The following is a 26,197-nucleotide window of genomic DNA, read 5'->3' as shown; positions in this document are numbered from 1 at the left end:
AAATGGACTCCTTTATTTGAAAATAACGTTTACTCTTGGAACCGACTCCGCATCAAGGCGATTTCGGCTGCGTAGCCTGGCAATTCATTGGGGGTTTCAAGATAGAACGGCAAATTTTTTAAGGAAGGATGATTTACCACACGGGTTAAAGCTTCCAAGCCAATAAAACCGCCACCAATAACCTCGTGACGATCCTTATGGCTACCCATGGGATTCTTGCTATCGTTCAGATGTATCGCCTTCAGCTTGTCCAGACCAATCACCCTGTCAAACAGCTCCAGCACATCGTCCAGATGATCCACAATATCGTAACCACCATCAAAGACATGGCAGGTATCCATGCAGACACCCATCTTGCTAGAAAGTTCTACCCTATCGAGAATAGCCTTCAATTCCTCAAAGGTTCGACCCACTTCAGAACCCTTTCCAGCCATGGTCTCCAGCAGGACAGTCGTCTTCTGGGACGGTTTCAGCAGACGGTTCAGCATAGCCGAAATAAATTCGATACCGACTTCAGCCCCCTGCTTCACATGACTTCCGGGATGGAAGTTGTACATCGCTCCAGGAAAATGATCCATACGGAAAATATCATCGGCCATTACATCTTCTGCGTACTGACGCAAGCCTTCATCTGCAGCACAGGCGTTCAACGTATAGGGAGCATGGGCCAAAATGGGGGCAAACTGATTCGCTTCCAGCAATTCAACCAGTTTTAAAGCATCCGCCTTGTCAAAAGGCTTGGCCGCACCGCCACGAGGATTCCTGGTAAAAAACTGGAATGTATCTGCACCAATAGAAAGAGCGGTCTGCCCCATTGCAAGGAAACCGCTCGAAGAAGAAAGATGACAACCGATATGCAACATAACTAGAATGAGTAATTCAGGGATGCAATAATATAAAGGTCCTTATATTCGTCAGCCAGATTGTCGGGTCTGTAATTCATGACCGTACCAAGAGTCCAAACCGTATAAAGTTTATCGGAATGATTTACGCGCAGAGCCACAGAACCATTCAGATCCAATTCCATTTCATCCATTTTCTGCTTTCTGACTTCGTAGTCCAGGAAATTCTGACGAACGCCACCATTCAAGGTCAGTTCCAGGAACTGGTTTGCCATGGGGAACGTCATATTTTCATCCAGGATCCATTCAAATTCAGTCATGTTGTTGCGATTGAAAATCTTGTAACGGGGAGTCACAGACAGCACATTCTTGAATCCGCCAACAGTCGTTGCCAGAGAAATAGGATAGCGCTGTTCAAAGAATTCACTGCCATGGAATTGATATCCGAGAATACCGAAAGATTCATCAGACAAGTCCAGACCGTTCAGCAACTTATCCTGAACAAATTCCGAATAATCCTTGCGAACCATAAGGGAGGCGCCAACCTTCAAAACGTTCATCGGCAACTTAAATGTCAAACCGATCTGGGCATGATGTCTTAAGATCTTTTCATCAAACTGCGTAGCCAGATATTCGTACTTAGACAAGCCATAGTAATGGGCCCAGTGGGCAGAGTCAATCTTCAAAGTGTCATTTCCGTTAATCACATCCACTGTAGGACGGCCATCCCTTGCCTTAAACCAGTCATCGTTATAAATACCGGAATTGACACTGTAGTTGGCGTACAGTCTCTGGGCGGTACTGCGAGTCCTATAGTTCACGGCATAGCGAAGAGAAAGGTCAATATTCTTGTTCAGCCTAAACTGGTTTCCTACATAGGCGTCATGAGTGTAGAGCGTTCTATTTTCGTCCTGTTCATGTTCCTCCAGCCAATCCTTTTCTGCACCAGAGAACATACCCCACTTGGTACCTTCGCCCATGCCCATGATGTTATAGCTGGAGCCTTCGCCGGCAGCATTTTCAACATTCATGACGTAGCCAAAGGAGAATCGCCAGAAGTCAAAGATTTTCTGTCGCAAATTACCACCGACCATTCGGGAATTCTGCTGCAAGTCCGGAGAACCGGCGCTGTAGTATTCCTTGCCCACATAACGCATGAAGCCTTCAATAAACGTATTCTCGTTAGACCATTCATATGATCCAGCCAAGGCCACATGGTTGTGATCCCACAATTCTCCGCTGGTAGGGTCAAGATCCTGAACCACAGTATTCTTTGCGACTCTAGAAGCCTTGTCAAGAAGTTTGCGCAATTCTTCACGCATCTCGGAAGGAGTAAGCATGCTGCTTTCGCCAAAAATAGATGCCAACTGATCGCGAGACAGGCCATTCACCTCTTGGGGATTCTTCATCAGCTTATTGAGCAAGCCCAAGTTAGAGGCATCCAGACCGGCGCCCAGGAACACCTGGTTAATCGCACGAATCTTCGCCGCGTTTGCCGTATCTGCGGCACCAACAGCAATCTGGCCATTTAACTTGATATCACCAGGGAAGAACAGCCAGTTACCATCGGCGAAGAAATTACGGGACGTTACCAGCGGGTCCACGGTATTTACATCACCAGGCTGACCATCCCTAAAGAACGGATCTTCCAGGTAATCCTTGCTACCGATAAAGCCCAAGGTTCCATTGAAGCGACGGTGCATATTCCAGCGAACGCGACCACCCACCACGATGTTCTGAGCTTCGGCTTCGCCGTCTTCAATATATTCGTTGTACAAGTCATAATTGCGTTCGCCAACAATCTTGGGAGCCTGAGCTTCACCAGCAAAGGCAGTACCCACAAACAGAGGTTCTCCTGCGGCGTTCTTAAAGAGATTCAGCTGATACATGGCGCCAAAGGCATTAATGCCTGCCAGGTACGTGTCTCCGGCACTCAGAGAAAAATCACCCAAAGTAAAGGAATTCATCTGGTCGGTATAAACCATCTGCAGAGTATATACCTTAAACTTATCCCAGGAATCATTAGAAATGTCTGCATTAAATTCGATGGTCTGGCCCGAAGGAGATTCCATCACCATGCTGGCATTCCAGTTGGCAAACAAGCCCGGAACCTGGAAATAGTTCTTATAATAGTCACCAGGCTTTACCGTATCACGACCAGCAAGGTAGTCTGCACCTGTAGGATTATGGCGCATCAACACCTTATGGTAACCAACATCGAGAGCCAGGTTTCCAGAAACCTTCCAAGGATCCACTTCTCCGATTCCGCTAAACATGTTATACGATTTTGTTCCGTCAGCATAGGGATTGCGAGGTTCATCACCCAAATTTTCCGCAACGCCATCCACATTCTGGGCGACAGCAGTTTCGTTGTCATTCAAGGAACGCTTAATGTCTGCAGACGGCAAATCCTTAGACAAATATCCGATCTTGCTGCCTTGAATCAGGGAATTCCGCTGTTTAAGGTCGTTGTGTCCAAAGTCGAGAACGGCAATCTTATTGTTCAGCAACTTGGAACGCTGCAACATCACAGAAGAACCTTCTGCAGAAACCAAGGCCACTCGGTTATTCTCTAAGGTAGAACCATCAAGAGTCACCTCGGCACTTTGAGTTGCCCAGACACCAATATTGACGCCATTACGGATCTTGCTCCACTGCATTTCCACAGAGCCATTTCGCACGTAGACACCCGCCTGCTGCGGATTGTCGATGGTGACGTCACGAAGTTCCAGCACACCGCTTTCTACAGCAAAGCCAAATTCAGCATTCACCACCTGCAGGTACTGCGCTTCAGATTTCTTGACACCCGTAATGGAAATACCGTTCCAGGTACCCGATTCATCTTCAGACGTAAAAATTACAGGCTTGTTCAAGTCGCCCACGACAGCCAAGGAACCACCCCGGATATCCAGGCCAGCCCCTTCAGCAAATTTCACGACAACACCAGGTTCCACCAAAACGGACTTGCCATCAGGAACAATCAACGTCTCCTTAACAAGGTAAGGAGAACCTTCCTTCTTTATGAAACCCGAAAAAACGCCCCCCAATTCCGTTTCAACAGCAAAAGCACTCACGTGGAGTGCTGCTGCAAAAATCGTCATTAGAGCATGAACTCTAAAATTCATTAACGGACCTCGTAAACCTTCTTAGCCTTTACCCTATATCCGCTCTTGTGAATGACTTCAATATCGAACTTGTTGACGGATTCACGATTCAATTCCACAGGAATCTGATAATCCAAGCCTTGGATCTGGGATTGGGTTTCTTGTAATATAGTTTTTCCATTCTGTTTTACAACAACCTTATACAGATAAGTCGGATTATTTTCAGACATCTTTATTCTAAACTGTAATGTCTGGGTGATACGATTATCCATTCCCGGCGGAGGAGGCGGAGGATTCAGAAGCTGTCGATTACCACCGATAACATCTACGCTGAAACGCTTCTTGGGATAGCATCCCATAAACTTGGAAATCGTAGAAACGTTACCGGCCTGATCCTTGACTCTTACAAAGTATTCATGATTGCCAGGAATCAGCTTGACACGATGCTGAGCATTCTTGGTAATGGACAATCCAGAAATAGGAGATCCTTCCATTTCCACAGAAACATCGCCTGCATCATTCTGCATTTCGCTCACCGAGGCAGTTGCAGAGCAGCGCAGAGAATCGTAGGCAGAAATAGTCACCACGGGAGCCTTGGTGTTAACCTCGGAACAGGCCTTGTTGACATTGATATCGATTGTCTTGGAAGTAACAGAACCGGCACTCATAAAGGTTAGAGTAGCCTTATTGACATTCCACAGACCATTTGCATCGGTCAGGACAACCTTCTGGGCAAAGGAATGAGATACGCCATCGGCAACACGGATCAGGTTTGCAGACTGATAGGAATTGCCAACCTTGAGAATAAGGGTAGCCGATTCGTCCTTGGTACGGTAGAAGCCTTCTACCATCAGGCCCTGGTCACAGACATCCACCGGAGAATTCGTAGAAACAGAGAAACCGTTTTCGGGAAGGGACTGGGCTGCCTTACGAGCTTCTTCCTTCAGTTCTTCCTGATAGGTCGAGTCAGCCTTCTGAATTTCGGGAATCAAGTCGGCAACATTCTTGGACTTGTCGGCCAGAAGTTTCTCGATTTTCTTGGCAAAGCGAGCTTCACCGGAAGAAGCCAACTTCAAGACCACCAGGGAGTCGGTTCCGAAAGTCGTTTCGCCAGCAACGATGGCCACGCTCTGTTCGCTACCGTTGGGAGAAATTTCCAGCTTACCGGTCTTCAGACCAGCAAAGAAAACGCCTTCGCCGCCAATATAACCTTCAGTACCACGGATAGATGCCGTTGCAGTTCCGGTCTTGAAGATGAACTTGGACTTGTCCTTCAGCAGTTTGGGAACAGCAAAGTTAAGGTGCCCCTTCTTAATATCGAGGCGGGTTTCAAAGCCACCTTCGTTATTTGGTTCAAGAAGGTTAGTCATTTCGACTTCAGCATTTTCGGCAATAGTAATGGAGCTTCCATCAGGAAGGCCAAAAATCACTTCGGATTCCACGCCAGTACGAACGCGGTCAGACTGATAGACGCTGGCCCCCACGCGAAGGGCGGACCATTCACTCTGCTTAATCTTGATACGGTCCACAGTACCCAAGGCAGAACGAACCTTACCCACGGCAGGAGCAGAAAATGCCATCGCCGGAAGCAAGGCCACAGCGACAGCCAGTCTAAAATCAAACTTTACTCGAGAATTAAGGATTTTACCGAACATAATCCCTCAACTTTTAAAGAACGTACTTTGGCACCGCCTCGTACACTTTTTATGTTAAAAATATGCTTTTTTGAGGGGAAACGTCAAGTATTCTTTACAATAGGTGATACAAATCAAGCTAACCGCCAGCTAATTTCACGGTAAAACCGCGTTTTTCCAGCTCAGCCTTCAAAATATTGCGTTTATCGCCCTGAATTTCGATGGCAAAGTCCTTCACAGAACCGCCAACACCGCATTTCTGCTTCAACTGGCGTCCCAGTTCCTTCAGTTCATCCTCGTCCATGGGCACGCCGGTGACCACGCTAGCCATCTTGCCGCCACCCAGACGTTTTAACATGATACGGACGACTCCATCGCCCTTAGGGCGTTCAGCCTTAGGCTTTTCTTCCTTAATGCGGCCGACTCCGGTAGAATAGACAAGTGTAGAACGTTCTTCAATACCCATATTAAACCCTTTTCTGTTTTTTCACAATTTTAGCAAAAGTTTTGCACGAAATAGCAAAAACGCCCGGATTATGTCCGGGCGTCTTCGCTTTTAAAAAGTTAGAGTTACTTCTCTGTCGGGCGCTTGTAACCGAAGCTCTTCAGCAGGTCATCATCGTTCTTGACCACGTCATTCTTCTTACGACCGTTGGAACTGGTCAGAGAAGGAATGTCGCAGCGAGCCTTGGCGCGGACAGAAGCTTCAACCTTGTAGAGGTAGGCGCCCGTAGCAATCAGACGTCCATCTTCAGCACGAACATTACCATTGATATCCGGCTTCAGTTCAAAGAACAGCTTCGACATACCAGTTTCATCGGTATAGTCGGGGTTGTTCATATCCTGGCTGAAGGTGTAGTAATCCACAAAGCCGCCGATCGTGGTGTAGATCCAGAGCTTGATGTTCACCTTGGTGTCATACAGGTTCAGCTTGCTCAGGTCATCGCCAGGCTTGTAGCTGTTCTGGACTTCATCAACGCAATGTTCCCTGACGTAGTCGGCGATAAGAATCTTGCCGTCATCCGGAACCTCTCCAGTCAGAGGATCAACGCCCTTGATATCACCAGAAGCGGCGTCAATACCTTCCTTAAGAACATACAGACCATCCTTGCTCAAGATGTCGTCCAAGGTTGCCAGGCCGTCCTTACCGGAGATAACGGGGAGCTTGACTTCCATGACCAAGGTGGGACCGAGGTGACCTTCATCTTCATCAAGACCCGGATACGGTTCCTTTCCGCTGCCCTTCTTGGTACCGAAGCTGCCACCCTTAATGGTTTCAACTTCCTTACCGGTCTTGGGATTCTGCACGGTTACAGCATAAGTCTGTCCCTCGGAGGGAGGATTCTTGCTGTAGTACTTATCAACCCTTTCCTTAGAAACTTCGGTCACCGGATTTTCAACAGAAAGCACAACATTCTTGCCGTCCTTCATGATTACGAATACAGTGTCGGAAGCCTCATTTCCGGCCTTATCACGGAAGAAGCGCACGATGGTATTACCACCAGGCTGCAAACCCTGTGTCGTAAGCGTATCCTGATTAACACCATCTACGGTCCAAATCACTTCCGTGAAGTTAGAATAGATAATGTCCCTGTTTGCAGGAGAAAGAATCACAACTTCAGGTTTAACCTTATCCAGCACAATGAATACGGAACTGGTCATGGAGTTGTTGCAGGCATCGGTATAAGTGTAAGACACATGGTAACCGATATCGCCACAAGCATTCTTGATCAGGTTACCCTTACGATCCACTGTGTAAGACACAAGCAAGGTATCCTTAGATTCCATAGTAGGCAGGCAAGATACGTTGTAGATACCCACAGTAGAAGTCTTGCTAGAAGCACCTTCCTGCTTACTTGCGGCACCGCTGGTCATCAGGTTGCCCTGAGCATCAGACATGAGGGCCACTCCAGTGTAAGCATCGGCATAGTAAGAAACCGTGATTTCGTTACCCTTCTGGTCCTTAGTGACATAGCTGACCTTAATGACTTCGATGTTTTCCACCTTGCCATTATCCTGAACAACAGGAACCTTCACCACGTCGCCATGCTTGTCTTCAGTGTAGCTGATAGTCACCTGGATGCCAGCCACCTTTTCGGTGTAAGACACATCGGTTTTGCCATCGGCCTTGACATTGCGCTTGGCATCGGCGGCAGCATCAAGATCCAGGGCCACAGTTTCCTTTACAACCTTGTCCAGGTTGGTGTAGGTCTTGGAATCAACCTTAGCCGTCCCCAATTCCATAGAAATCACGATAACGGTATCTGCAGACTTTTTGTCGCCCAGCATTTCCTTGGCAGGATCGTGAATCTTAATAACCACATCGTTGGATTCGTGATTTACGTAAATCGTAGTATCAGAAACATCCGGAGTTTCAACGATGGTATAGATGTTATGAGCATTTGCAGCATCGCCATTAGCACTGATGGTCACCGTAGGCAGAGTGTTGCTATAGTAAATCACAACAGAATCCACGACGGAGGTGTTGGCTGTGGGATCCTTGTATTCAATGCGGATCACGTTACGGCCAGGTACCAAGGTAGTAGAAGTGTCGTTATTAACGGTCCAGGTAGTCTTCTGATCCGGCAGAGTATATCCACCTCTCCAGTGAGCCGTGATATTAGACTGATTGGTATAGACGGTGTCGGGATTCTTGTAGGTGGAATCCTTTGTGACCACCTTTGTGATTTCCACATTGGATTGTTCCACAACATCGATCAACTTGATTCGAATAGTATCCACGGCAGAGAGCGTAGGATCATTTCGGTCAGTGACTTCAACAACCAGAATGTAGTCATGCTTGTCATTTTCGTAGTCAAGGACAGTCTTGGTGGAAATCATGCCACCCTGGCTAACACTGAACTTATCGGAATCACCACCGATGACAGTGACCACGTTATTCACGAAGGCCGGGTTAGAGACTCCCTTCAGGTCCTTATCATCACCAAATACAACCTGGCCTACGGTTGTACCCTTCGGCAGATTTTCCTTGATTTCGAAGTTACCGTCCTTAATAAAGGGAGGTTCATTTACGTCAACAATGTTGATGGTACGAATAACCGTATCAACCAAGGTCGGATCATTCTTAGCAACAACAACAAGAGTCAGCTCATGGAGATGTTCGGTGCTTTCATAATCAAGTTTAGAACTATCCTTGACAGTCACCACCAACTTATACACATCGCCATCCTTCACCTTTTCAATCTTGAAGAGAGAATCGGCACCGGATTTGTTGGTGTTGGTGAAATATACAGAATCGGCATCAATGCCATTCTTGCCTTCATCTTCATCCACGATAATGTATTCAAGGACCACAAGACCGGTCTTGGAATTTTCACGAACGTTTACAACAACCTTATCATTTACAGGATTCTTATAACCGCAATTTTCGGTGCAGCTGGAATCCGGAGGTGTAGTGGGCTTGCTGCAGTCATTGAACACAGCATCGCAAGTTCCCGGATCCTTGCACTTGGGATCGCTAGGATCGCACTCGGTCACAATCTTAGGACCTTCGTTCAAATCCTTCAAGGTAATAGTTACGGTAACAGTGGTGTCGTACTCAATATCGCTTACCTTCACATGGAAGACGAACTTATGATCAGGTACAGTTTCATAATTCAGAGCGGCACTATCCTTCACCAAAATATCCTTGCCCTTCATTTCGAAAGGTACGCCAGATTCAACAATGGTATAAGTCAAGGTACCAAATACGGTATTCTTCGTATCAGGATCGCTAGCGACCAAGGAACCAACCTTGGCACCCTTAGGCCTATTTTCGTAAATGGATTCGCTGAAGTCTTCTGCAACCGGAGCTTCGTTCACGTCAATAACGTTGATGGTACGAATCACGGTATCCTTCAAGTCGGACTTCTTGGGATCAGATACGGTAAGAACAAGTTCATGAACCGGCTCAACCTTTTCGTAGTCCAGTTTCGAGCCATCCTTGACAGAGACGACCAACTTATAGGTATCGCCCACCTTCACCTTTTCAACCTTGAAGAGAGAATCGGCGCCAGTCTTCTTGTTTTGGACATTGACGAAGTATACGGAATCCTTTTCGATGTCGCCGGCATCCTGGTCCTTGATGACATATTCAAACAGGACCATACCAGTCTTGGAATTTTCAGCCACGTTCACGAAAATCTTATCGGACTTGGGATCCTTATAGCCACAATCTTCAGTACAGGTGGAATCCGGAGGTGTGGTGGGCTTATCGCAATCCTTGATCGTAGCATCGCAGGAATTGCACTCAGGATCACTTTCATCACACTTTGTAATGATTTCCGGTTTTTCATTCTTGTCAATCAGTGAAATTGTTACAGTAACAGTCGTATCGTATTCGATATCGCTCACCTTCACATGGAAGACGAACTTATGATCCGGAACGGTTTCATAGTCCAGAGCAGTGCTATCCTTGACCAAGATGTCCTTGCCCTTCATTTCGAAAGGAACACCGGATTCAACAATGGTGTATGTCAAAGTACCGAAGACAGTGTTCTTTGTATCGGGATCGCTGGCCACCAAAGTACCAACCTTAGTGCCCTTGGGGGAATTTTCAGGAATAGAATCCTTGAAATCTTCCGCAGAAGGAGCTTCGTTCACGTCGATAACATTGATGGTACGTTTAACAGTATCCCTAAGAGTCAAGATAGTCGGGTCGGACACAACCAGATCAAGTTCATGAGTTGCCTTAACCTTTTCGTAGTCCAGCTTAGAGCCATCCTTCACGGTGACGACCAACTTATAGGTATCGCCATCCTTCACCTTTTCAATCTTGAAGAGGCTATCGGCGCCTGAGCCATTGGTATTCTCGAAGGATACGATATCCTTTTCGATATCACCGGCATCTTCGTCAACGATCAAGTATTCGAACAGGACCATACCGGTCTTGGAATTTTCAGCCACGTTCACGATAATCTTATCGGAAACAGGATCCTTATAACCGCAATTTTCCTTACAGGTGGAATCCGGAGGTGTGGTGGGCTTATCGCAATCCTTGATTGTAGCATCGCAAGAATTGCATTCAGGATCACTTTCATCACACTTTGTTATAATGTCCGGTTTCTCATTCTTGTCGATCAGATTGACAGTCACGGAGACGGTGGAGTCAAGTTTACCATCGCTAACCGTTACGTGGAATACATACTGATGGTCCGTAACATCTTCATAGTTCAAGGCAGTGCTATCCTTGACCAAGATGTCCTTACCACTCATTTCGAAGGGGATACCAGATTCAACAATGGTGTAAGTCAAAGTGCTGAAAGACTTGTTCTTTGTATCAGGATCACCTGCCACCAAGGAACCCACCTTAGTACCGTTGGGAGACTTTTCCACGATGGAATCAAGGAAGTTACTTGCAAAGGGACGTTCATTGATGTCATTGACCTGAATTTTGGTCACTGCGGAAACGGAGGTATCATTGTCGCTCAGAGTGAGAGTCACATCGAAGACATCATTGGGAAGATCTTCATAATTTACCAGGGAGCTATCCAAAACAAAGAGCTGAACATAAAGTTTGCCTTCATCCTTAATAACGCTAGTACTGAACAAGAGTTCTGCGCAAGAGGCGCCGCAAGCCAGATTGTTGTCCTTCAAGGAAACATTGAAGTCAGACGGTTCAGCATCGCTAGCGTCCGGATCCCTGATTTCAATCAAGCCAAGAACGGTTTCTTTAGCCACATGTTCATCGGTATCATAGAGGTCCTCGACATTCACAAATTCTGGGATATCATTACCGTCGGTCACATTGATAATCACTTCGGCAGAATCCTTCAGTCCACCGCCATCAACAACGTAGACGGTAACGCTAAAGGAATTCTTGGAATCATCTTCAAAGTCAATGTCTGCGCCGGTCTTAACAGAAATCACACCGGTCTTGGAATTGATTTCAAAATTACCGGAAGCATCCTTGATAGAGTAGGTCAGGTAACCCCAACCCTTAGGAGGATTCTTATCAAGGTCTTCATCATCAGCCAGCACCTTCTTCGGATCCTGGTTGTTAGCCTTACGAACCACAGAATCCACAGCAACAGCTTCCCTGCTAACACTAGGAATCTTGCCCGCATTTTCATCAACAACGAAAACCTGGCCCTGAACAACAACAGGCTTGTCGTTATCATCGTTAATTCGGATTGTTGCAGTAATGATATCTCTTAGGATATTGTCATCGTCATCGGTCTGACCATTACCATCGCTAACCACAATTCTTGCAACCAACACACTGTCAGAAGATTCATAGTTAAGAACAGCACCCTTCTTGGCAGAAAGGACACCGGTCGTAGGATCCAGTTCATAAAGTTCAAGAATTCGATCATGAACTGCTTCGGTGTATTCGTCTTCATACGTTGTACTGAAGGAATAAGTGAAAGCAACATCATCCTTGTCTTCGACACGAATAGTTTCCTTGGCGGGAACAGCACCATTCTTAGTGTCTACCATTTCGAGGAAATTATAGGTAGTGTCGTGAGCATCCGGAGGATCGTTTACAGGAATGATGTTGATGTACAGAGTATAGGTATCATCAGACAAAAGTCCATCACGCAAAACCCTAAACTTCAAGAAATCATACTTTTCACCAAAAGCATCCTCGGGCGGATTATAAACCAGATTCCAACCCATGGAACCATCCAAAATTCCAGAGGGAACGCCAACATATTTACCACCAATCTTACGATTATAGTCAACAGCTTCTTCCAAACCCTTATCATCGCCCCAGTTAACCATTGTCTTCAGGCTATCTTTCTTCGGGGGAGTTACGACATAGATACCGAAATCCCCTGCCCAGGGGTCGCCGCCCATTTCAAATATGGGGAAAATATCACGACTAAAGATGAACTTTTCATCTTCGATCACGTTGATTTCAAGACCATCGATACTGATTAACTGTTTATCGTTATCTTCAATTTCTAGCGGGAAATCACCACTAGAGCCACCATTCTTTTTCAGTTTTGCGCCAGACAAGTTTACGACGCGGAAAGTGATGCGTTCAGTTTCTTCAATTTCTTTATCATCCTTGATATAAACCAAGATCGGGGTAGCCAAATACTTTTCACCAACAACAAAAGAAACCGACTTCGTAGACTTTCCGCATATGGGGAATTTCGGATCCTTTTCCAGGTCAATATCGTCTTCGACAGCGTAGTTTACGCCAGCTTCGGAACCGCCAAAGGCAAAGCAATATTCTAGAGAGATCTTTGTTTCCGCCTTTTTATCCAGCAGAATCTTAACGGTATCAACATCATGACCTTCTGCCAGGAGATACAGCTCTTCTCCAGCCTTGTTAAATTCAATGTCTACTTCGGGAGAGTTGTAAGGCACATAACGGAAGCCGGTACCATCAAAGTCCGTATCAACGGTAATCTTATTTGCAAGGAGCTGACCAGCAAGAATCATATGCTGAGCCACATTGATTGTTTTTTCAGAGATAAAGGTTCCCTGTAATGTATCAGTACCTGCATTAAATGTTTCAAACATGATGTCATTCTGAGTAAAGAACAACAACTCACCGCTGTATTTCTTATTCTCGACAATGGAGCCATTTCCAGACCAGACGCCCTTGTCCTTGTCAAACTTAGCGTCTTCGTCCATGTACATAATCTGAATCTTGGAACTAGGTCTCAAATTCAAACCATCCCGGAAAAACACGCGGGTCAGTCGGCCCTTCGGCTGCATTCTAAAAACGATCTTACCACTGTTGGAAATCGAAATACTTTCGATATAGATATCATAAGGTTTATCGCGATACTCATCATAAGGTACATCGATGTAGTGAATGCAGAAGTTATTACCATCTTTCAACCCACTCGCACATTCAGCACCATTCACATTCAGAGCCGGACGCATTCCACCATCGGCGGCCTCGATCATTTCAGCATCGTAAAAAAACGTAGGGACTTTCAAATCCGTTTTTACTTCGGGAATGGAATCCGGGCAGGAGGCCATATTCCGCAGAAGCCCCGCGCCAACAAACTTGGCATACTCAGGAGCATAATCCCCCCCTACACAATGGACCCCCACCATGTAGTTCTCCTTACCCTGGAAGTTATTCGCTTGCAAAACACGAACATTCCCATTGACTCGCATGGGGCCCGTCAAGATGGTATCAGGACCTTGGGCAAATATGACGTCACCGCCAATCATGATGGGACCACCCACCTTACTTTCACCATTCTGTCCCAATTTGAAGTCACCCGTTGCAGTACCAAACCAGCCAACGGTATCAGGAATCATGATGTCCCTGTTTCCAAATTCAATGCCCTCGGCACCGAACATCTTGAACTTCATCAAGTAGTTCCATTCAAGTTGCTGTTCAGCACGCATCCCTTTCGGATCTTCGGTAACATTCTTGAAGTACAGGGGATACAGCGTATCTCGAATATCAACGCTTTCTTCAGCCCAAGTCAGACTGACAGCAGAGACTGCCATAGCAAGAGCCATGGCAAATTTTGCAAACTTATTCTTTCCAAACCACATTAGTTCATCTCCTTTAAGATGAAAACCAAACCAATGCCGACCAAGATAATCCAACCACGAACAACTTAGTCCGTAACTTTTTTAGTTACAATAGGTCAATATAAAAGTTTTACAATTTTTTTTCAACAGGAATATCTACACAACACCCCCAAAAGTGGGCTAAAATCGTCAAAAAACGGGTATTCAGTGACCTAAGGCATCATTTTTTACACAAAAAGTGTTTTTTTCATTACGATTTCCTTGTTATTTTTTCTCTTGTAAATGAAAAAGTTTTTTTTAATCACGTTTTCTTTCGTCTTCCTGGCCGTTTTCATGGCTGGCTGCAGAGGCGATCAGAACAAGAACCAAAACCCAAACAAAGTAACTGTAATGATTTACAGCGAATACTTTGACCCGTCCATGCTGACAGACTTCCAGATGAAGACCGGCTACAAACTCCACCTGGAACTTTACGAAGCCCAGGAAGAGATGATCAGCAAGATACAGACCTCCGGCAACAGTCAATATGACGTCATCATCGCCAGCGACGTGGTAATTCCGCAGCTGATCCGCCTGGGATTCATCGGAAAAATTGATACGAACCAGGTGTTCAACCGAAGAAATATTGCAGAACAGTTCCTCAACCCGCCTTATGACACCACCAACGAATATTCCGTGCCTTACCTGTGGGGTACAACGGGAATCCTTTACCGCGACACAACCCTAAGCCCTTCTAAGGTCAGCTACAACACACTTTTGGATGAAAAAAGGAACAAAGGGTCCTTTAGCCTCCTTGACGAAAGCCGTTCCATGCTCAGCATGGCCCTTATGGCCAAGGGGTATGACGCAAACTCCACCGATCCCGAACAGATCAAAGCTGCCGCAGAGTTCATCAAGGGCATTACCAAATCGAAGAACTTCCTAGGGTTTGACGGCTCTGTCAGCGGTAAAAACAAGGTCCTTTCTCGGCTAAACTGGGCCGCAGTGGTCTTTAACGGAGAAGCCATGGCCGCCATGACAGAAGATCCGACCTTACAGTTCGCCATTCCAATCGAGGGTTCCTTCATGTGGGTAGACGCCATGCTCCTGAGCAGCAAGGCCCCGAACCCTGAGGGAGCCTATGCCTTCATGAATTACATTCTCGACACCAAGACCGGGGCTAAATTGGCCAAATACATCAATTACGCCACCCCCAACAAGTCCTCATTGAACATCATCGACAGCGTTTTCAAGAAAAACAATGTAGTCAACCCCACCAGGGGCGACATTTCTCGACTGGTGTTCCTGAAAGATGTGGGCGAAGCCGTAGAATTCTACGATCAGGCCTGGGAATACATCAAACGAAGATAAAACTAGCCTTCGTTCTTCTTGATCGGAAGAGGGGCAAAGGGCGGTTCCAGCTCGATGCTGATGGGGCAATGGTCTGAACCCTTTACGTCGGTGTGGATTTCGGCGCTGACAATGTTAGGAACCAGGGCGGCATCTACAAAGGCATAGTCAATACGCCAGCCCACGTTACGGGCACGGGCGCCAAAACGGTTGCTCCACCAGGAATAGACGTCCTTGGTATCGGGGTGCAGCTTGCGGAAGCTATCCACAAAGCCGTTTTCCACATACTTATCCATCCAGGCGCGTTCAATGGGCAGGAAGCCGCTGACATCGGCGTTTTCCTTGGGACGTGCAATATCGATTTCCTTGTGGCAGGTATTGTAGTCGCCAACGGTCACCACATGCTTGCCATCGTCCAACCAGCGCTTGCTGTTTTCAAGGAAGGCATCGTAGAAGCGGAGCTTGTAGTCGAGGCGGTCGTCGCCGGAGCCACCATTGGGGAAATAGATGCAGTTCAGCACCCAGTCCGGGAAGACCAACTGCAAAACACGGCCTTCGTCGTCAAATTCTTCGATATCGAAGCCGTAATTCACGCGATCAGGTTCAATCTGAGACAAGACACCCACCCCGCTGTAGCCTTTCTTGCGCTTACAGGCGTTCCAGTAGGCAAAATAGCCCTCGGGATGTGCAATAGCTTCGTCAATCTGATCTTCTTCTGCGCGCACTTCCTGCAGGCAGAGGACATCCGGCTTTGTGGAGCTAAACCAATCGGCAAAGCCTTTCTTGGCAGCAGATCTCAAGCCATTGACGTTCCAACTATAAATGTTCATTCGACACCTAATCTTTAGTTTCGGCGCCAAAGATAGCTTTTTTAGCCTGTCATTCAATGTCAAAAAAAGTGTTCGTTTTTTCACTTAGGGAGGTTCATGCCCAAAAACACAAAAAAAAGCGACTCTGTTAAATTAAGTTTACAAAACGTGCTTATAAAAACGTTAAATCTTTTTTAATTATCTTAATAAAAAAAACGCAAATCCAAATAATAAACGTATATTTAAAGCCATGAAATCTAAAGTTCTGTTCTTATCTGGCATCGTATTTTCGTCTGCAATCTCCCTTTTGACTGGCTGCGCCGGTTCTTCCAGCGGAGAGAATCTTGAAGTTCCCACAAACCTGCCCCCCATCTGCCGAGACATCGACTTTGTGGAACAACCCGATATGCGCGAAATGTGCGGTGTAAGAACGGTCAAGAGCCGCGCCTATAAGAACATTCCTCAGCAGCGCTACCTGATCAAGCCTCAGGAAACTTCCATCGTCAAGAGCGGCAACATGCTGGAGCTCCGTTTCCAGAACTCCCTCCCCCTCTATCTGGACGGCCCTATCGTCGACGAAATGGAATTCAGCCAGGAAAAGCGCCTGCAGAAGATCAAGAACACTTACGATTATCACGAAATTTACAACAAGGGTGCAGAACGTATCCGCGTCTTCAAGATGGGCATCCCCACCGACCAGGGTAACATCTATAATTTCTGCTTCCGCATTCCCGAAAAGAAGGGTAACGCCCGTACTCGTAGCGTCGCCATGGGTAACCATATCGAAGCTCTGAGCTGTGCCGACTTTGATCGTCTGATCGAAGAGAATGCAAAGACCAAATAAATTGGTTTTTCTAAATTTGCGCCATAAAAAATTGACTGGTTTTTAATGGCTGCAGAAAATAAATACATCCATAATGCCCTGAAGCAAGTTCATGTAGAAACGCCGACCACTTCTGTGTCGGGTTTCTCTATTTCGGGGCTGGCCACCTACTTGCAGATGCCCGAACTGGATTTCTGCGTTGACTTGGGCGAATGCCCCCTGTCGGCCACCTCCATCAATCATGTATTTCTGACTCACGCCCATGGCGACCATGCTCGCTGCCTGATGCGTCATCACAGCCTGCGCAAGATGATGGGTGTAGAACGGGATAGCGTCTATTACATTCCCGAAAACATCGCGGAACGGGCCAAGGACTGGATCCGTGCCGAAGCCCTGTTCGAAGGGGTCGCCGAAAACAAGTTCCGTCTGCCCACCATTGTCCCCGTGGCCCCAAACGAATTGCAGTTCCTGGAGTACCGTAAGGACCTGGCCCTGGAAGCCTTTGAAGTAAAGCATTCCATACCGGCTATGGGCGGCACCGTATACCATTACAAAAAAAAGTTGAAGGAAGAATTCCTGCAGAAAACCCCTGCCGAGCTGATCGCCCTCCGCGAAAACAAGGTGGAAATCACCCGCGAAGTTTACGAGCCCCTAGTCAGCTTCATGGGAGACTGCCTGGGAGAAAGCCTGCTGGACAACTACCGCGTTTTCCAGTCCAAGATTTTGATTACGGAATGCACATTCCTTTCGCCAGAAGATGAGGCCATGAGTGTAAAGAAAGGACACAGCCACATCAACCACATTGTACACGCCCTCAAGGAAATGGGCGACAGTGTCAAGTGCGAAAAGATCATCCTGAGCCATTTCTCCATGAAGTACTCCGACAAGTACATCCGCGATGTAATAGCCAAGGCTATTCCCGAAGAATTCAAGGATAAAATTGTGGTTCTGCTATAAGGCGTGCAAACCGAATAAAAATGGAAAAAGAAATTATGAACGAAGAAGCAAAAAACGAAGTTGAAGAAGTGGTTGAGGGCGCCGCCGCAGCCGCAGAAAAGGAAGTGGTCATTCCGGAATTTTTCCGCGACCTGAAGGAAGACGAAAACGCCAAGGCCCTTTGGCACTATGTATTCCGCACCAACGGTGACCGCAAGCCCATTGCAACCCCCGACGGACTCCCCCACAAGCTGGACTTTGACTGGAAGGACATGTTCCCCACCCACAACGACCACATCGAAGTGGAAATCGGTTCCGGCAAGGGCAGCTTTATTTCGGACTATGCCGCCAAGCACCCAGACTATTTCATTATGGGTAGCGAATGGGATTACACCTGGGCCGCATTCGCCCAGCGCAAGATGGACAAGGCAGGCGTTCTGAACAACGCCAGCATGCTCCGCGGCGACGTATTCTATTTCCTCCGCGATTGCGTCAAGGACAATACCGTAGACGCCTTCCACATGTACTTCCCGGATCCGTGGCCCAAGGAACGCCACCACAAGAACCGCCTGCTCCGCCCCGACTTCCTGGAACAGGTGGCCCGCGTGATGAAGCCCGGCAAGCGTATTTTCTACTGGGGCACCGACCACAAGGAATACAACGAAGTGGCTCTTGAAGTGTTCGACAACTTCCCCGGCTGCAAGGTGCTGGTCCGCAACGAAGCTGAGCCTACCGAAGGTATCATGACCGGCTTCGAAAAGAAGTACCGCAAGGAAGGCCGCCCCATTTACCGCTCCATCATCGAGTTCGAGAAGTAAAAAAGCAACCGGTCCTTGTCATCTTTTGACATGCTATTTTTTCTAGTTTGTTTGCGGTATGTTAAAGCAGCTTTCTATTAATGGTTTCACCCTGATCTCGGAAGCGGAAGTTCCCTTCCGTCAGGGATTCACTGCAATCACCGGCGAAACCGGTGCTGGTAAGTCCGTTCTCCTGAAATCACTTCGCGTGGTTTGCGGAGACAAGGCTCAAGGGAGCTTTGTTCGTACTGGCGCCGACAAGGCCGTTGTGGAAGCCACCTTCGACATTTCTGGCGAAGATGACGTAAGGAACGTTCTCAAGGAACTGGAACTGGACGACGGAAATGACGAACTGATCATCCGCCGCGAAGTCCTGGAAAACGGCAAGGGCCGAGCCCGCGTAAACGGTTCCGTGGTCAACTTGTCTGACCTGCAGAAGCTGGGCGAAGAACTGATCCAGATGCACGGCCAGAGCGAACAGCTGCTGCTCCGCGACACCCGCACCCACGCCAAGATGCTGGACGACTACGCCGGCAACGGAAACCTGCTGACAGAATATGCAGGCCACTGGTCTGCATGGAACGGTATCAAGTCCAAGATTGTAGAAACCGAAGAAAAGGCCAAGAATCTTGCGGCCCAGAAGGACTTTTTAAAGTTCCAGTTCGAGGAACTTTCTAAGGCCAACCTGAAAGAAGGCGAAGAAGAAGCTCTTGAAGAAAAGGTAAACAGCGCCTCCAAGGTGGAAGCGGAACGCCGTTACCTGGATGAAGTCCAGGGAATTCTCGGCGGTGAAAACGGACTGTTAGACCAGGTGCAGTTGCTGCAGGCCAAGATGCGCACCCTGGCCGCCAAGGTTCCCGACTACGACGAAGATTTGAACGCCCTGGTTGAAGTGGCGGACCCCTTTGAAAGTATCTGCAAGGACTTGATGAGACTGTCGCCGTCTGCAGCGGTAAGTGCGGCAGACATCGATCGCGCCAATGCCCGCATCGCCCAGATCCAGAAATTGAAGCGCAAGTACCGCACCGACGTGGCAGGCCTTATAGAACTGACCGAGCAGCGTCGCACCGAACTGGATAGTCTTGAAAATCTGGACGCCGACCTTGAGGAACTGGAACGCCAGGCAAACAAGGAACAGGCGGAACTGAACCGCATCGCAAGCCTTTTGACCGAAGCCCGCAAGAACGCCGCCGAACGTTACGACAGCGCCGTCAGCGAAATTCTCCATAGTTTGGGCATGCCCAAGGCTGAATTCAAGACCTCCATCGAGGAACAGGCCCTCACGCCCAACGGCGCCGACCGCATTGAATTCCTGCTGGCCCCCAACCCCGGCGAAGGATTCAAGAGCCTGCAGAAGGCCGTTTCTGGCGGTGAACTTTCCCGTATGCTTCTGGCCATCAAGAGCGTTATGGCGGAACTGGACCGCGTGCCCCTGCTGATTTTTGACGAGGTGGACTCCGGTATCAGCGGCGAAGTGGGAAACAGCATCGGAGACGCACTCCGCAAGTTGGGCAAGCACCACCAGATTTTGACCATCACCCACTTGCACCAGGTCGCCAGCCGCGCAGAGAACCAGCTGGCCGTCAGCAAGAAGGAAATTGACGGCAGAACCTTCACTTCTGTGGTCGAACTAGACCGAGATGGGCGTATCGCCGAGATATCCCGCATGTTAGGGGGTGATTCCGATACAGTTCGCGAACACGCAAAACAATTGTTGGACGAAAACTTGTAGATTTTATACGGAATTTGTAGAGAACAAAAAAATGACTGAAGAAACTATCTTAACTGAAGAGAAAAAATCTGAAGTAAGACTACGCACTCGTATCTGGAGCGCTATGCGCGCTGTTGTCTTTTTAGCGGTCATCGCCTTCATCTGGCTTGGCATGGCCAAGACGGCCTGTGCATTTGTCGGCATCGCCTTGATCATGGGTTGGGTCAATCTTTACCAGCTCAGATCCCAGGAAATCGAAAAGCCCTATTACAGGTTGTGGCTGAACTTTATCGACGGGATGCTCTCCTTTACCGTTCTGACCAGCATTTTCATTCGCGACTTGATGCAGAATGACCAGGCGGAAAAGCTGCTGGCAGTAGGTTGCGTAGTTCTACTGGCAAGAACCATTGCGCACACTCTGTTTTCTCTTGGAGTTCTTCGCGAAGGAAAGACACTTCCCCGTAAGCGCCGCTGGAGCAAGCTTTCAAACATTTCTATTACAGTAACTATGGGTGTCTACCTGCTGAACCTGGAAGACTATCAGCAGATTGCCATGGTCACCAGCATCCTGCTGGTTCTTGCAGCAACAGCAGCTTACGCTTACTGGTACTACCGCGACCCCGCACACCGCAAGCCTCTTTCTATTGCTAGCCAGCTCACCATGAGCCGCATTGTTCTGACGCCTTTCTTCCTGTGGGTATTCTTCTACGACAACGACCTGAACTACAGCAACAACAGCCTGGTCTTTAAGACTTTGTCCTTAGTGATGGTTCTTGGCTTTATGCTGACCGATTTTCTGGATGGACATCTCGCCCGCAAAATGGGTGAAGTCAGCACCCTCGGAAAATATCTGGACCCCTTCAGCGATAAGATTTCCAACATGACCATTTTCATGTGCTTTATCGCAACAGGTTACGCACCCGTCTGGATGGTCGCGATTATTTACTTCCGCGAATCCAGCGTTGAAACCTTACGCACTCTGGCGGCAAGCGAAGGTCTGATTATGCCGGCCCGTCGCAGCGGTAAATGGAAGACAGCCCTCCAGGGCGCAGGCATTGTAGCCATTCTCCTAGGCGCTATTGACCCCGTGCGCATGATGATTCCCGGCTTTGATAGCATCTGGGAAAACTTCCCGCAGATTGTCATGGGCGTCATTACCACAGTGACTGTACTCAGTGGCGTAGACTACTTCGTTTCTAGCAAGCATATCCTTAAGAAGTTCGTCTAATCAGTATACAGATCTAGTCGGTACGTCCGACGGACAAAAAAAATGCACAAGAAGCCTTGACAATGTTCAAGGCTTTTTCTATATATGGTCTCAACATCGACGCGGGGTAGAGCAGTTGGTAGCTCGTCGGGCTCATAACCCGGAGGTCGCAGCGTTCAAGTCCTGCCCCCGCTACTAAAGAAAAGAGATCTAGTTTAGATCTCTTTTCTTTTTTGCATTTCTCCTAGTTAGCATTGTTTCCAAAACAACGTTATTAACCTCACACCCAATTGATAGTATTCTAAAAAACATCCATATTTTTCTAAATTGCCCACCGATGAAGGAAAAAGACGACAATTTTTCAAGACTGATTAACGACGATAAAATCCTGTACATTCCCGCAATGAGGATTGTGACATTGGTTTTCGCCATAATCTGCACCATGTTCATCGCGGTGAACATCATGCAAAAAGAGCCCCTGATCGCCGCCATCAATGGTGGTATCGCGTTCATCATGTTCTTCAGCTACTTCACCATCATCCGTTTCGACTCCCTAAAAGTTGCAACCCCCGTCACGATGCTGATGCTGACCGTCCTGATTATCACCTACATCATCAATGGCGGTCACGAAGGTTTCGGTGTCATGTGGGTGGTGCTAGTCCCTGTCATCGCCCTTTACTGTTTCCACACAAAGTTAGCGGTAGGCTTCCCTCTGTTCATCGGAGCCATCCTAGCCATAGCCTTTTTCACTCCAGTCTTTGAATACTGCTACCAGTACCAGGAATCTGTACGCGTCCGCCTCCCCTTCATTTACACAGCTGAAGTCGCCATAGCCATCTTGCTCAAGCGAAATATCAACTTGAACAAGAAATACATGAACCACCTGCTCCGCCAGAACATCCAATACAAGGAAAAGGCAGAAGCGGCCAGCAAGGCAAAGAGCGATTTTCTCGCAAACATGAGCCACGAGATTCGCACCCCCATTAACGCCATTCTGGGAAACGACGAACTGATCCTGAGAGAATCCCAGGAACCTGATTCCCTGGAATACGCAAAGAATATCAAGACATCTAGCAAGGCCTTGCTTTCCCTTATTAACGACATTCTTGATTTTTCAAAGATCGAATCGGGTAAACTGAACATCATTCCCACAGAATACAACCTGGGAATTTTGGTTAAGGATTCCTTCAACCTGATTGCTAACCGAGCAGAAAGCAAGGGACTGGAACTGCGAACAGATGTTGAACAGGCTGCGCCCTCGGTCCTGCTAGGCGACGAACCCCGTATCCGCCAGATTTGCAGCAACCTGCTGACCAACGCCATCAAATACACCAAGAGCGGTTCCGTTACGCTTCGCGTTTATACGACCATTGGCGAAAAAGACTGGATCAACTTGATTATCGAAGTCCAGGATACTGGCGTAGGCATTTCCGAAAACAATCTGAAGTACCTGTTTGATTCTTTTAGCCGAATTGATGAAAGGCTTCACCGCAATATCGAAGGAACCGGTCTGGGTCTGGCCATCACCAAGCAGTTGGTCGAACTGATGAACGGAACCATTCAAGTCGAAAGCATTGCAGGACGCGGATCCACATTCAAGGTTAGCCTTCCCCAAAAGATTGTTTCTGCAACGCCGGTAGGCGACATAAATGTTTCTGTTCAGGAAGAGGAACCTACTTACCACGAAGAGTTCCACGCCCCCAACGCCCACATCCTGGTCGTCGACGACGTATCTATGAACCTGAAGGTTTTCTCGGGACTTCTCAAGAAGACCCAGATGCAAATCGATACGGCCGTCAGCGGCGAAGAATGTTTGAAGATGGTTCGCGAAAAACAGTACGACCTGATTTTCCTGGATCACATGATGCCCAAGATGGACGGTGTCGAAACCTTCCGTCTGATGCGGTCTCTAGACAACATGAATCCTAATACGCCTGTTGTCATGTTGACAGCCAACGCACTGGAAGGCGCACGGGAACAATACCTGAGTGAGGGTTTTGTAGACTACCTGTCAAAGCCGATCCATGCCGACCAGCTTGAAAAAATGGTACTGAAATATCTACCGAAGAATCTTATATGTCGCGTCTAACAGAATCCGAAGCTCTTGATTTATTTTTGAACGCCCCCCTGGAAGAACTTTGCGCCAGGGCAAATGTAGAGAAGGAACGTCGCCACGGCAAATCAGTTTATTGGGTGAACAACCGCCAGATCAACTACACCAACGTATGCGTTCTGCATTGTAAGTTCTGTGCCTTCAGCAAGATCAAGAAAGATAGCGTTACCGCCTACGACTGGGATTACGACACCATTCGCGACAAGGCGGCTTTCGCCATTGAAGGCGGTGCAAGAGAGCTGCACATTGTTGGCGGCCTCCATCCGGATCACCCATTCGATTATTACATCGAAATGTTGCGCAAGCTTCGCGTAGAATTTCCCAAGGTCAACCTGAAGGCTTTTACCGCAGTAGAAATCGCCCACTTCGCCAAACTGTCTGGGCAGACTCCCCTGCAGATCATGGAAACGTTGAAGGGCGCAGGTCTTGATGCACTGCCCGGCGGCGGTGCCGAAATTTTGGTGCAGAGTGTTCGCGACCAGATTTGCCCGGGTAAGGAAACTGGCGAAGAATGGTTGGATGTACACCGTGCGGCACACAAGATTGGCATTCCTACCAACGCCACCATGCTGTTCGGCCATATCGAAACTCCGGAACATCGCATCGCTCACATGAAGATGCTCCGCGACCTGCAAGATGAAGCCCCCGGCTTTTTCGCATTTATTCCTCTGGTGTACCATCCGGAACACAACGCCCTTCACAGCATCGTTCCCAACATGACCAGTCAGGAAGATATTCTGCGTACGGTGGCGGTGGCACGACTGTTCCTGGATAACTTCCCCCACATCAAGGCTTACTGGATCCAGATGGGAATCGAGACCGCCATGAAGGCATTGCACTCCGGTGCCAGCGATTTGGATGGAACTATCATCGAAGAAAAGATTACCCACGCCGCAGGAGCCAAGGTTCCCGTGGGCATGAGTCCGGAACGTATGCGTCAGCTGATTTTGAACGAAGGTTTGGAACCGGTGGAACGCGACGCTCTTTACGAACGATTCTCTTAAAGCTCAACCATGCGTTCGACCGCTTCGGCGAACAACGCAGGCTCTTGCAACAAGCTAATTACAACCCAGCCGTCATCTTCGAAATCGAAGAAGAATCCCGGCTGTACCAGCACACGTTTTTCGCGAAGTAGGCGAAGAGTCAATTCCTCGTCATCGTCGCCCAGATGCAACACGGCATACCAGCCCCCAAGAACCTTGGGACAATACTTGCCGGGGAATGCGGCACGAAGGGTTTCCCAATTGTTTTGCAGACGCTCACGAACTTGTGCTTCGTAATCGGCGGAGCGAGCCAACAGCGGTGCCGCCAGAGACTGGGCGCAAGAAGAAGCGCTCAAGTAAGCGTCTTCAACGAATTCAAGGGCGGCACGGATTTCTTCGAAATTTTCACGGGGGGCATAGAAGGCCATCCAGCCGAATTTTAATTGCGGAGCGCCAACAGCCTTGCTCAAACCATTGAGCCAGAAAATGGGACACTTGGGTCCGTTTACAGGAGCAAAGACAATGTCGTTTCCACCGCAGTCAAAGAAGTCGGCGTTAATGTTTCCGTCACCAAGACCATTGCGGTTTCCGCCGCGCAAATACAGCCAACTGCGTTTGACTTCGTCGCTGAAGCCATAATCGCCGAAGACTTCATCTACCACGAGAATCAAGTTGTTCTCTTCGCAGAAGCGAACAATTTCATTCCACTCGGCGAGGCCCACAATATGGCCTGTGGGATTATGGGGCGAAACCAGCAGAAGGATGCGGGCGTTTTCGGGAGCGGCCAGCAGGCTGTCTGTATCCAGCACGAAGCGGAACTGGGGAGCGGAAGATTCAGGAAGGCAAGATGCATCGACTCCGCCCCGCGGGCTTTGCTCAGCATGATGCGAAGGAGCGACGTTCTGTTCTGCATGACACTCGGCGGGAGTCTGCGGGCTTCGCTCAGCATGATGCGCGGAAAGTTCCTGACGTAAAGAGCGAACGGTCTTTAGCCCAGTTTTCTTCTCGCGGATCAGTTTCAAAAAATAGGGAGCGCATTCCAGATGTTCCAACTGGGCCAGCGTATCCAGCAGCGGATAGCCGGGCATCGGCGTCAAGATGGCATCGCCTGGATTGCAGAATGTCTTAAAGAGTACAGAGTAAGCTTCGCTGGTACTTGCGGTAATGATGACCTGGTTTGCAGTAAAGCGACCACCTCTTTCACGATAGTAAGCGGCAACGGCGTCTCGGGCCTCACGCCAGCCCGAGGCATCGGGAGACCAATGGCCGAACTGTTTGCGGGCTTCGTCTACCGCGGAGTCCAATTCCACAGGCAGTCCCACGCGAACCGGCGAACTGACGGTCATGTCGATAAACGGAGCGCTTTCCTTTTTCGCTTTTTCCAACTCTTCGAAAAAGGGGCTGGGAGTCAAATCATTGGGAAGCCTTTCAGAAAGTCTAACATTCAAACGGTTCATT

Annotated in this window: 15 protein-coding genes and 1 tRNA gene; 9 read left to right on the top strand and 7 right to left on the bottom strand. The window is 48.2% G+C overall.

The features are described from left to right. Nucleotides 1-29: 29 nt before the first annotated feature. The 5 genes from B7992_RS01650 to B7992_RS01630 form a co-directional block, all read right to left on the bottom strand. On the bottom strand, nt 30-863 hold the full coding sequence (locus B7992_RS01650) for a deoxyribonuclease IV (protein ID WP_073159920.1): 834 nt from the start codon (nt 861-863) through the stop codon (nt 30-32). Nucleotides 864-865: 2 nt separating this feature from the next. After that, a complete protein-coding gene (locus tag B7992_RS01645; protein WP_141100334.1) occupies nt 866-3,967 on the bottom strand; it encodes a right-handed parallel beta-helix repeat-containing protein in 3,102 nt (1,033 codons plus the stop codon). Beyond that, nucleotides 3,967-5,601, bottom strand: a complete 1,635-nt coding sequence (locus tag B7992_RS01640) for a FecR domain-containing protein (protein ID WP_088665454.1) — start codon at nt 5,599-5,601, stop codon at nt 3,967-3,969. Before B7992_RS01640 ends, B7992_RS01645 begins: the two co-directional genes overlap by 1 nt. A 118-nt stretch (nt 5,602-5,719) precedes the next feature. Beyond that, a complete protein-coding gene (locus tag B7992_RS01635; RefSeq protein WP_073159914.1) occupies nt 5,720-6,046 on the bottom strand; it encodes a translation initiation factor in 327 nt (108 codons plus the stop codon). Between the two features lie 104 nt (nt 6,047-6,150). Further along, nucleotides 6,151-14,052, bottom strand: coding sequence for a cadherin repeat domain-containing protein (locus B7992_RS01630; RefSeq protein WP_088665453.1), 7,902 nt, complete (start codon nt 14,050-14,052; stop codon nt 6,151-6,153). Between the two features lie 312 nt (nt 14,053-14,364). Between B7992_RS01630 and B7992_RS01625 the strand changes: the two genes are divergently transcribed. Continuing rightward, nucleotides 14,365-15,381, top strand: coding sequence for a spermidine/putrescine ABC transporter substrate-binding protein (locus B7992_RS01625; protein WP_254917577.1), 1,017 nt, complete (start codon nt 14,365-14,367; stop codon nt 15,379-15,381). Between the two features lie 2 nt (nt 15,382-15,383). Here B7992_RS01625 and B7992_RS01620 read toward each other — a convergent pair whose 3' ends face one another. Then, the gene (locus B7992_RS01620; protein ID WP_088665451.1) at nt 15,384-16,190 is read right to left on the bottom strand and encodes an exodeoxyribonuclease III; all 807 of its coding nucleotides are present in this window, start codon (nt 16,188-16,190) and stop codon (nt 15,384-15,386) included. 229 nt (nt 16,191-16,419) lie between these two features. On the opposite strand from B7992_RS01620, the gene B7992_RS01615 reads away from it, so the two are divergent. From B7992_RS01615 to mqnE, 8 genes are all read left to right on the top strand, one after another. Then, nucleotides 16,420-17,013 carry a hypothetical protein gene (locus B7992_RS01615; RefSeq protein WP_073159906.1) on the top strand — a complete coding sequence of 198 codons (594 nt, stop codon included), beginning with the start codon at nt 16,420-16,422 and terminating at the stop codon, nt 17,011-17,013. A gap of 45 nt (nt 17,014-17,058) precedes the next feature. After that, nucleotides 17,059-17,949 carry an MBL fold metallo-hydrolase gene (locus B7992_RS01610; protein ID WP_073159904.1) on the top strand — a complete coding sequence of 297 codons (891 nt, stop codon included), beginning with the start codon at nt 17,059-17,061 and terminating at the stop codon, nt 17,947-17,949. 20 nt (nt 17,950-17,969) lie between these two features. Continuing rightward, on the top strand, nt 17,970-18,746 hold the full coding sequence (trmB, locus tag B7992_RS01605; protein WP_249506174.1) for a tRNA (guanosine(46)-N7)-methyltransferase TrmB: 777 nt from the start codon (nt 17,970-17,972) through the stop codon (nt 18,744-18,746). 58 nt (nt 18,747-18,804) lie between these two features. Beyond that, nucleotides 18,805-20,457 carry a DNA repair protein RecN gene (gene recN / locus B7992_RS01600; RefSeq protein WP_073284747.1) on the top strand — a complete coding sequence of 551 codons (1,653 nt, stop codon included), beginning with the start codon at nt 18,805-18,807 and terminating at the stop codon, nt 20,455-20,457. 31 nt (nt 20,458-20,488) lie between these two features. Next, nucleotides 20,489-21,664 carry a CDP-diacylglycerol--glycerol-3-phosphate 3-phosphatidyltransferase gene (gene pgsA / locus B7992_RS01595; protein ID WP_073159900.1) on the top strand — a complete coding sequence of 392 codons (1,176 nt, stop codon included), beginning with the start codon at nt 20,489-20,491 and terminating at the stop codon, nt 21,662-21,664. A 100-nt stretch (nt 21,665-21,764) separates the two neighbouring features. Next, nucleotides 21,765-21,838, top strand: a tRNA-Met gene (locus B7992_RS01590). Between the two features lie 142 nt (nt 21,839-21,980). Then, a complete protein-coding gene (locus B7992_RS01585) occupies nt 21,981-23,732 on the top strand; it encodes an ATP-binding protein (RefSeq protein WP_073159898.1) in 1,752 nt (583 codons plus the stop codon). Beyond that, the gene (mqnE, locus tag B7992_RS01580; RefSeq protein WP_073159896.1) at nt 23,720-24,760 is read left to right on the top strand and encodes an aminofutalosine synthase MqnE; all 1,041 of its coding nucleotides are present in this window, start codon (nt 23,720-23,722) and stop codon (nt 24,758-24,760) included. The genes B7992_RS01585 and mqnE overlap by 13 nt, the downstream gene beginning before the upstream one ends. Here mqnE and B7992_RS01575 read toward each other — a convergent pair. Next, nucleotides 24,757-26,196 (bottom strand): pyridoxal phosphate-dependent aminotransferase, encoded by a 1,440-nt coding sequence (locus B7992_RS01575; RefSeq protein ID WP_073284741.1) that lies wholly within the window; start codon nt 26,194-26,196, stop codon nt 24,757-24,759. The two genes, mqnE and B7992_RS01575, sit on opposite strands and share 4 nt — an antisense overlap. Nucleotide 26,197: the final 1 nt, after the last annotated feature.

It is taken from the genome of Fibrobacter sp. UWH1, assembly GCF_002210365.1.
In the GTDB taxonomy this organism is placed as follows: Bacteria; Fibrobacterota; Fibrobacteria; order Fibrobacterales; family Fibrobacteraceae; genus Fibrobacter.
This window is presented reverse-complemented; position numbering and strand designations above follow the sequence as displayed.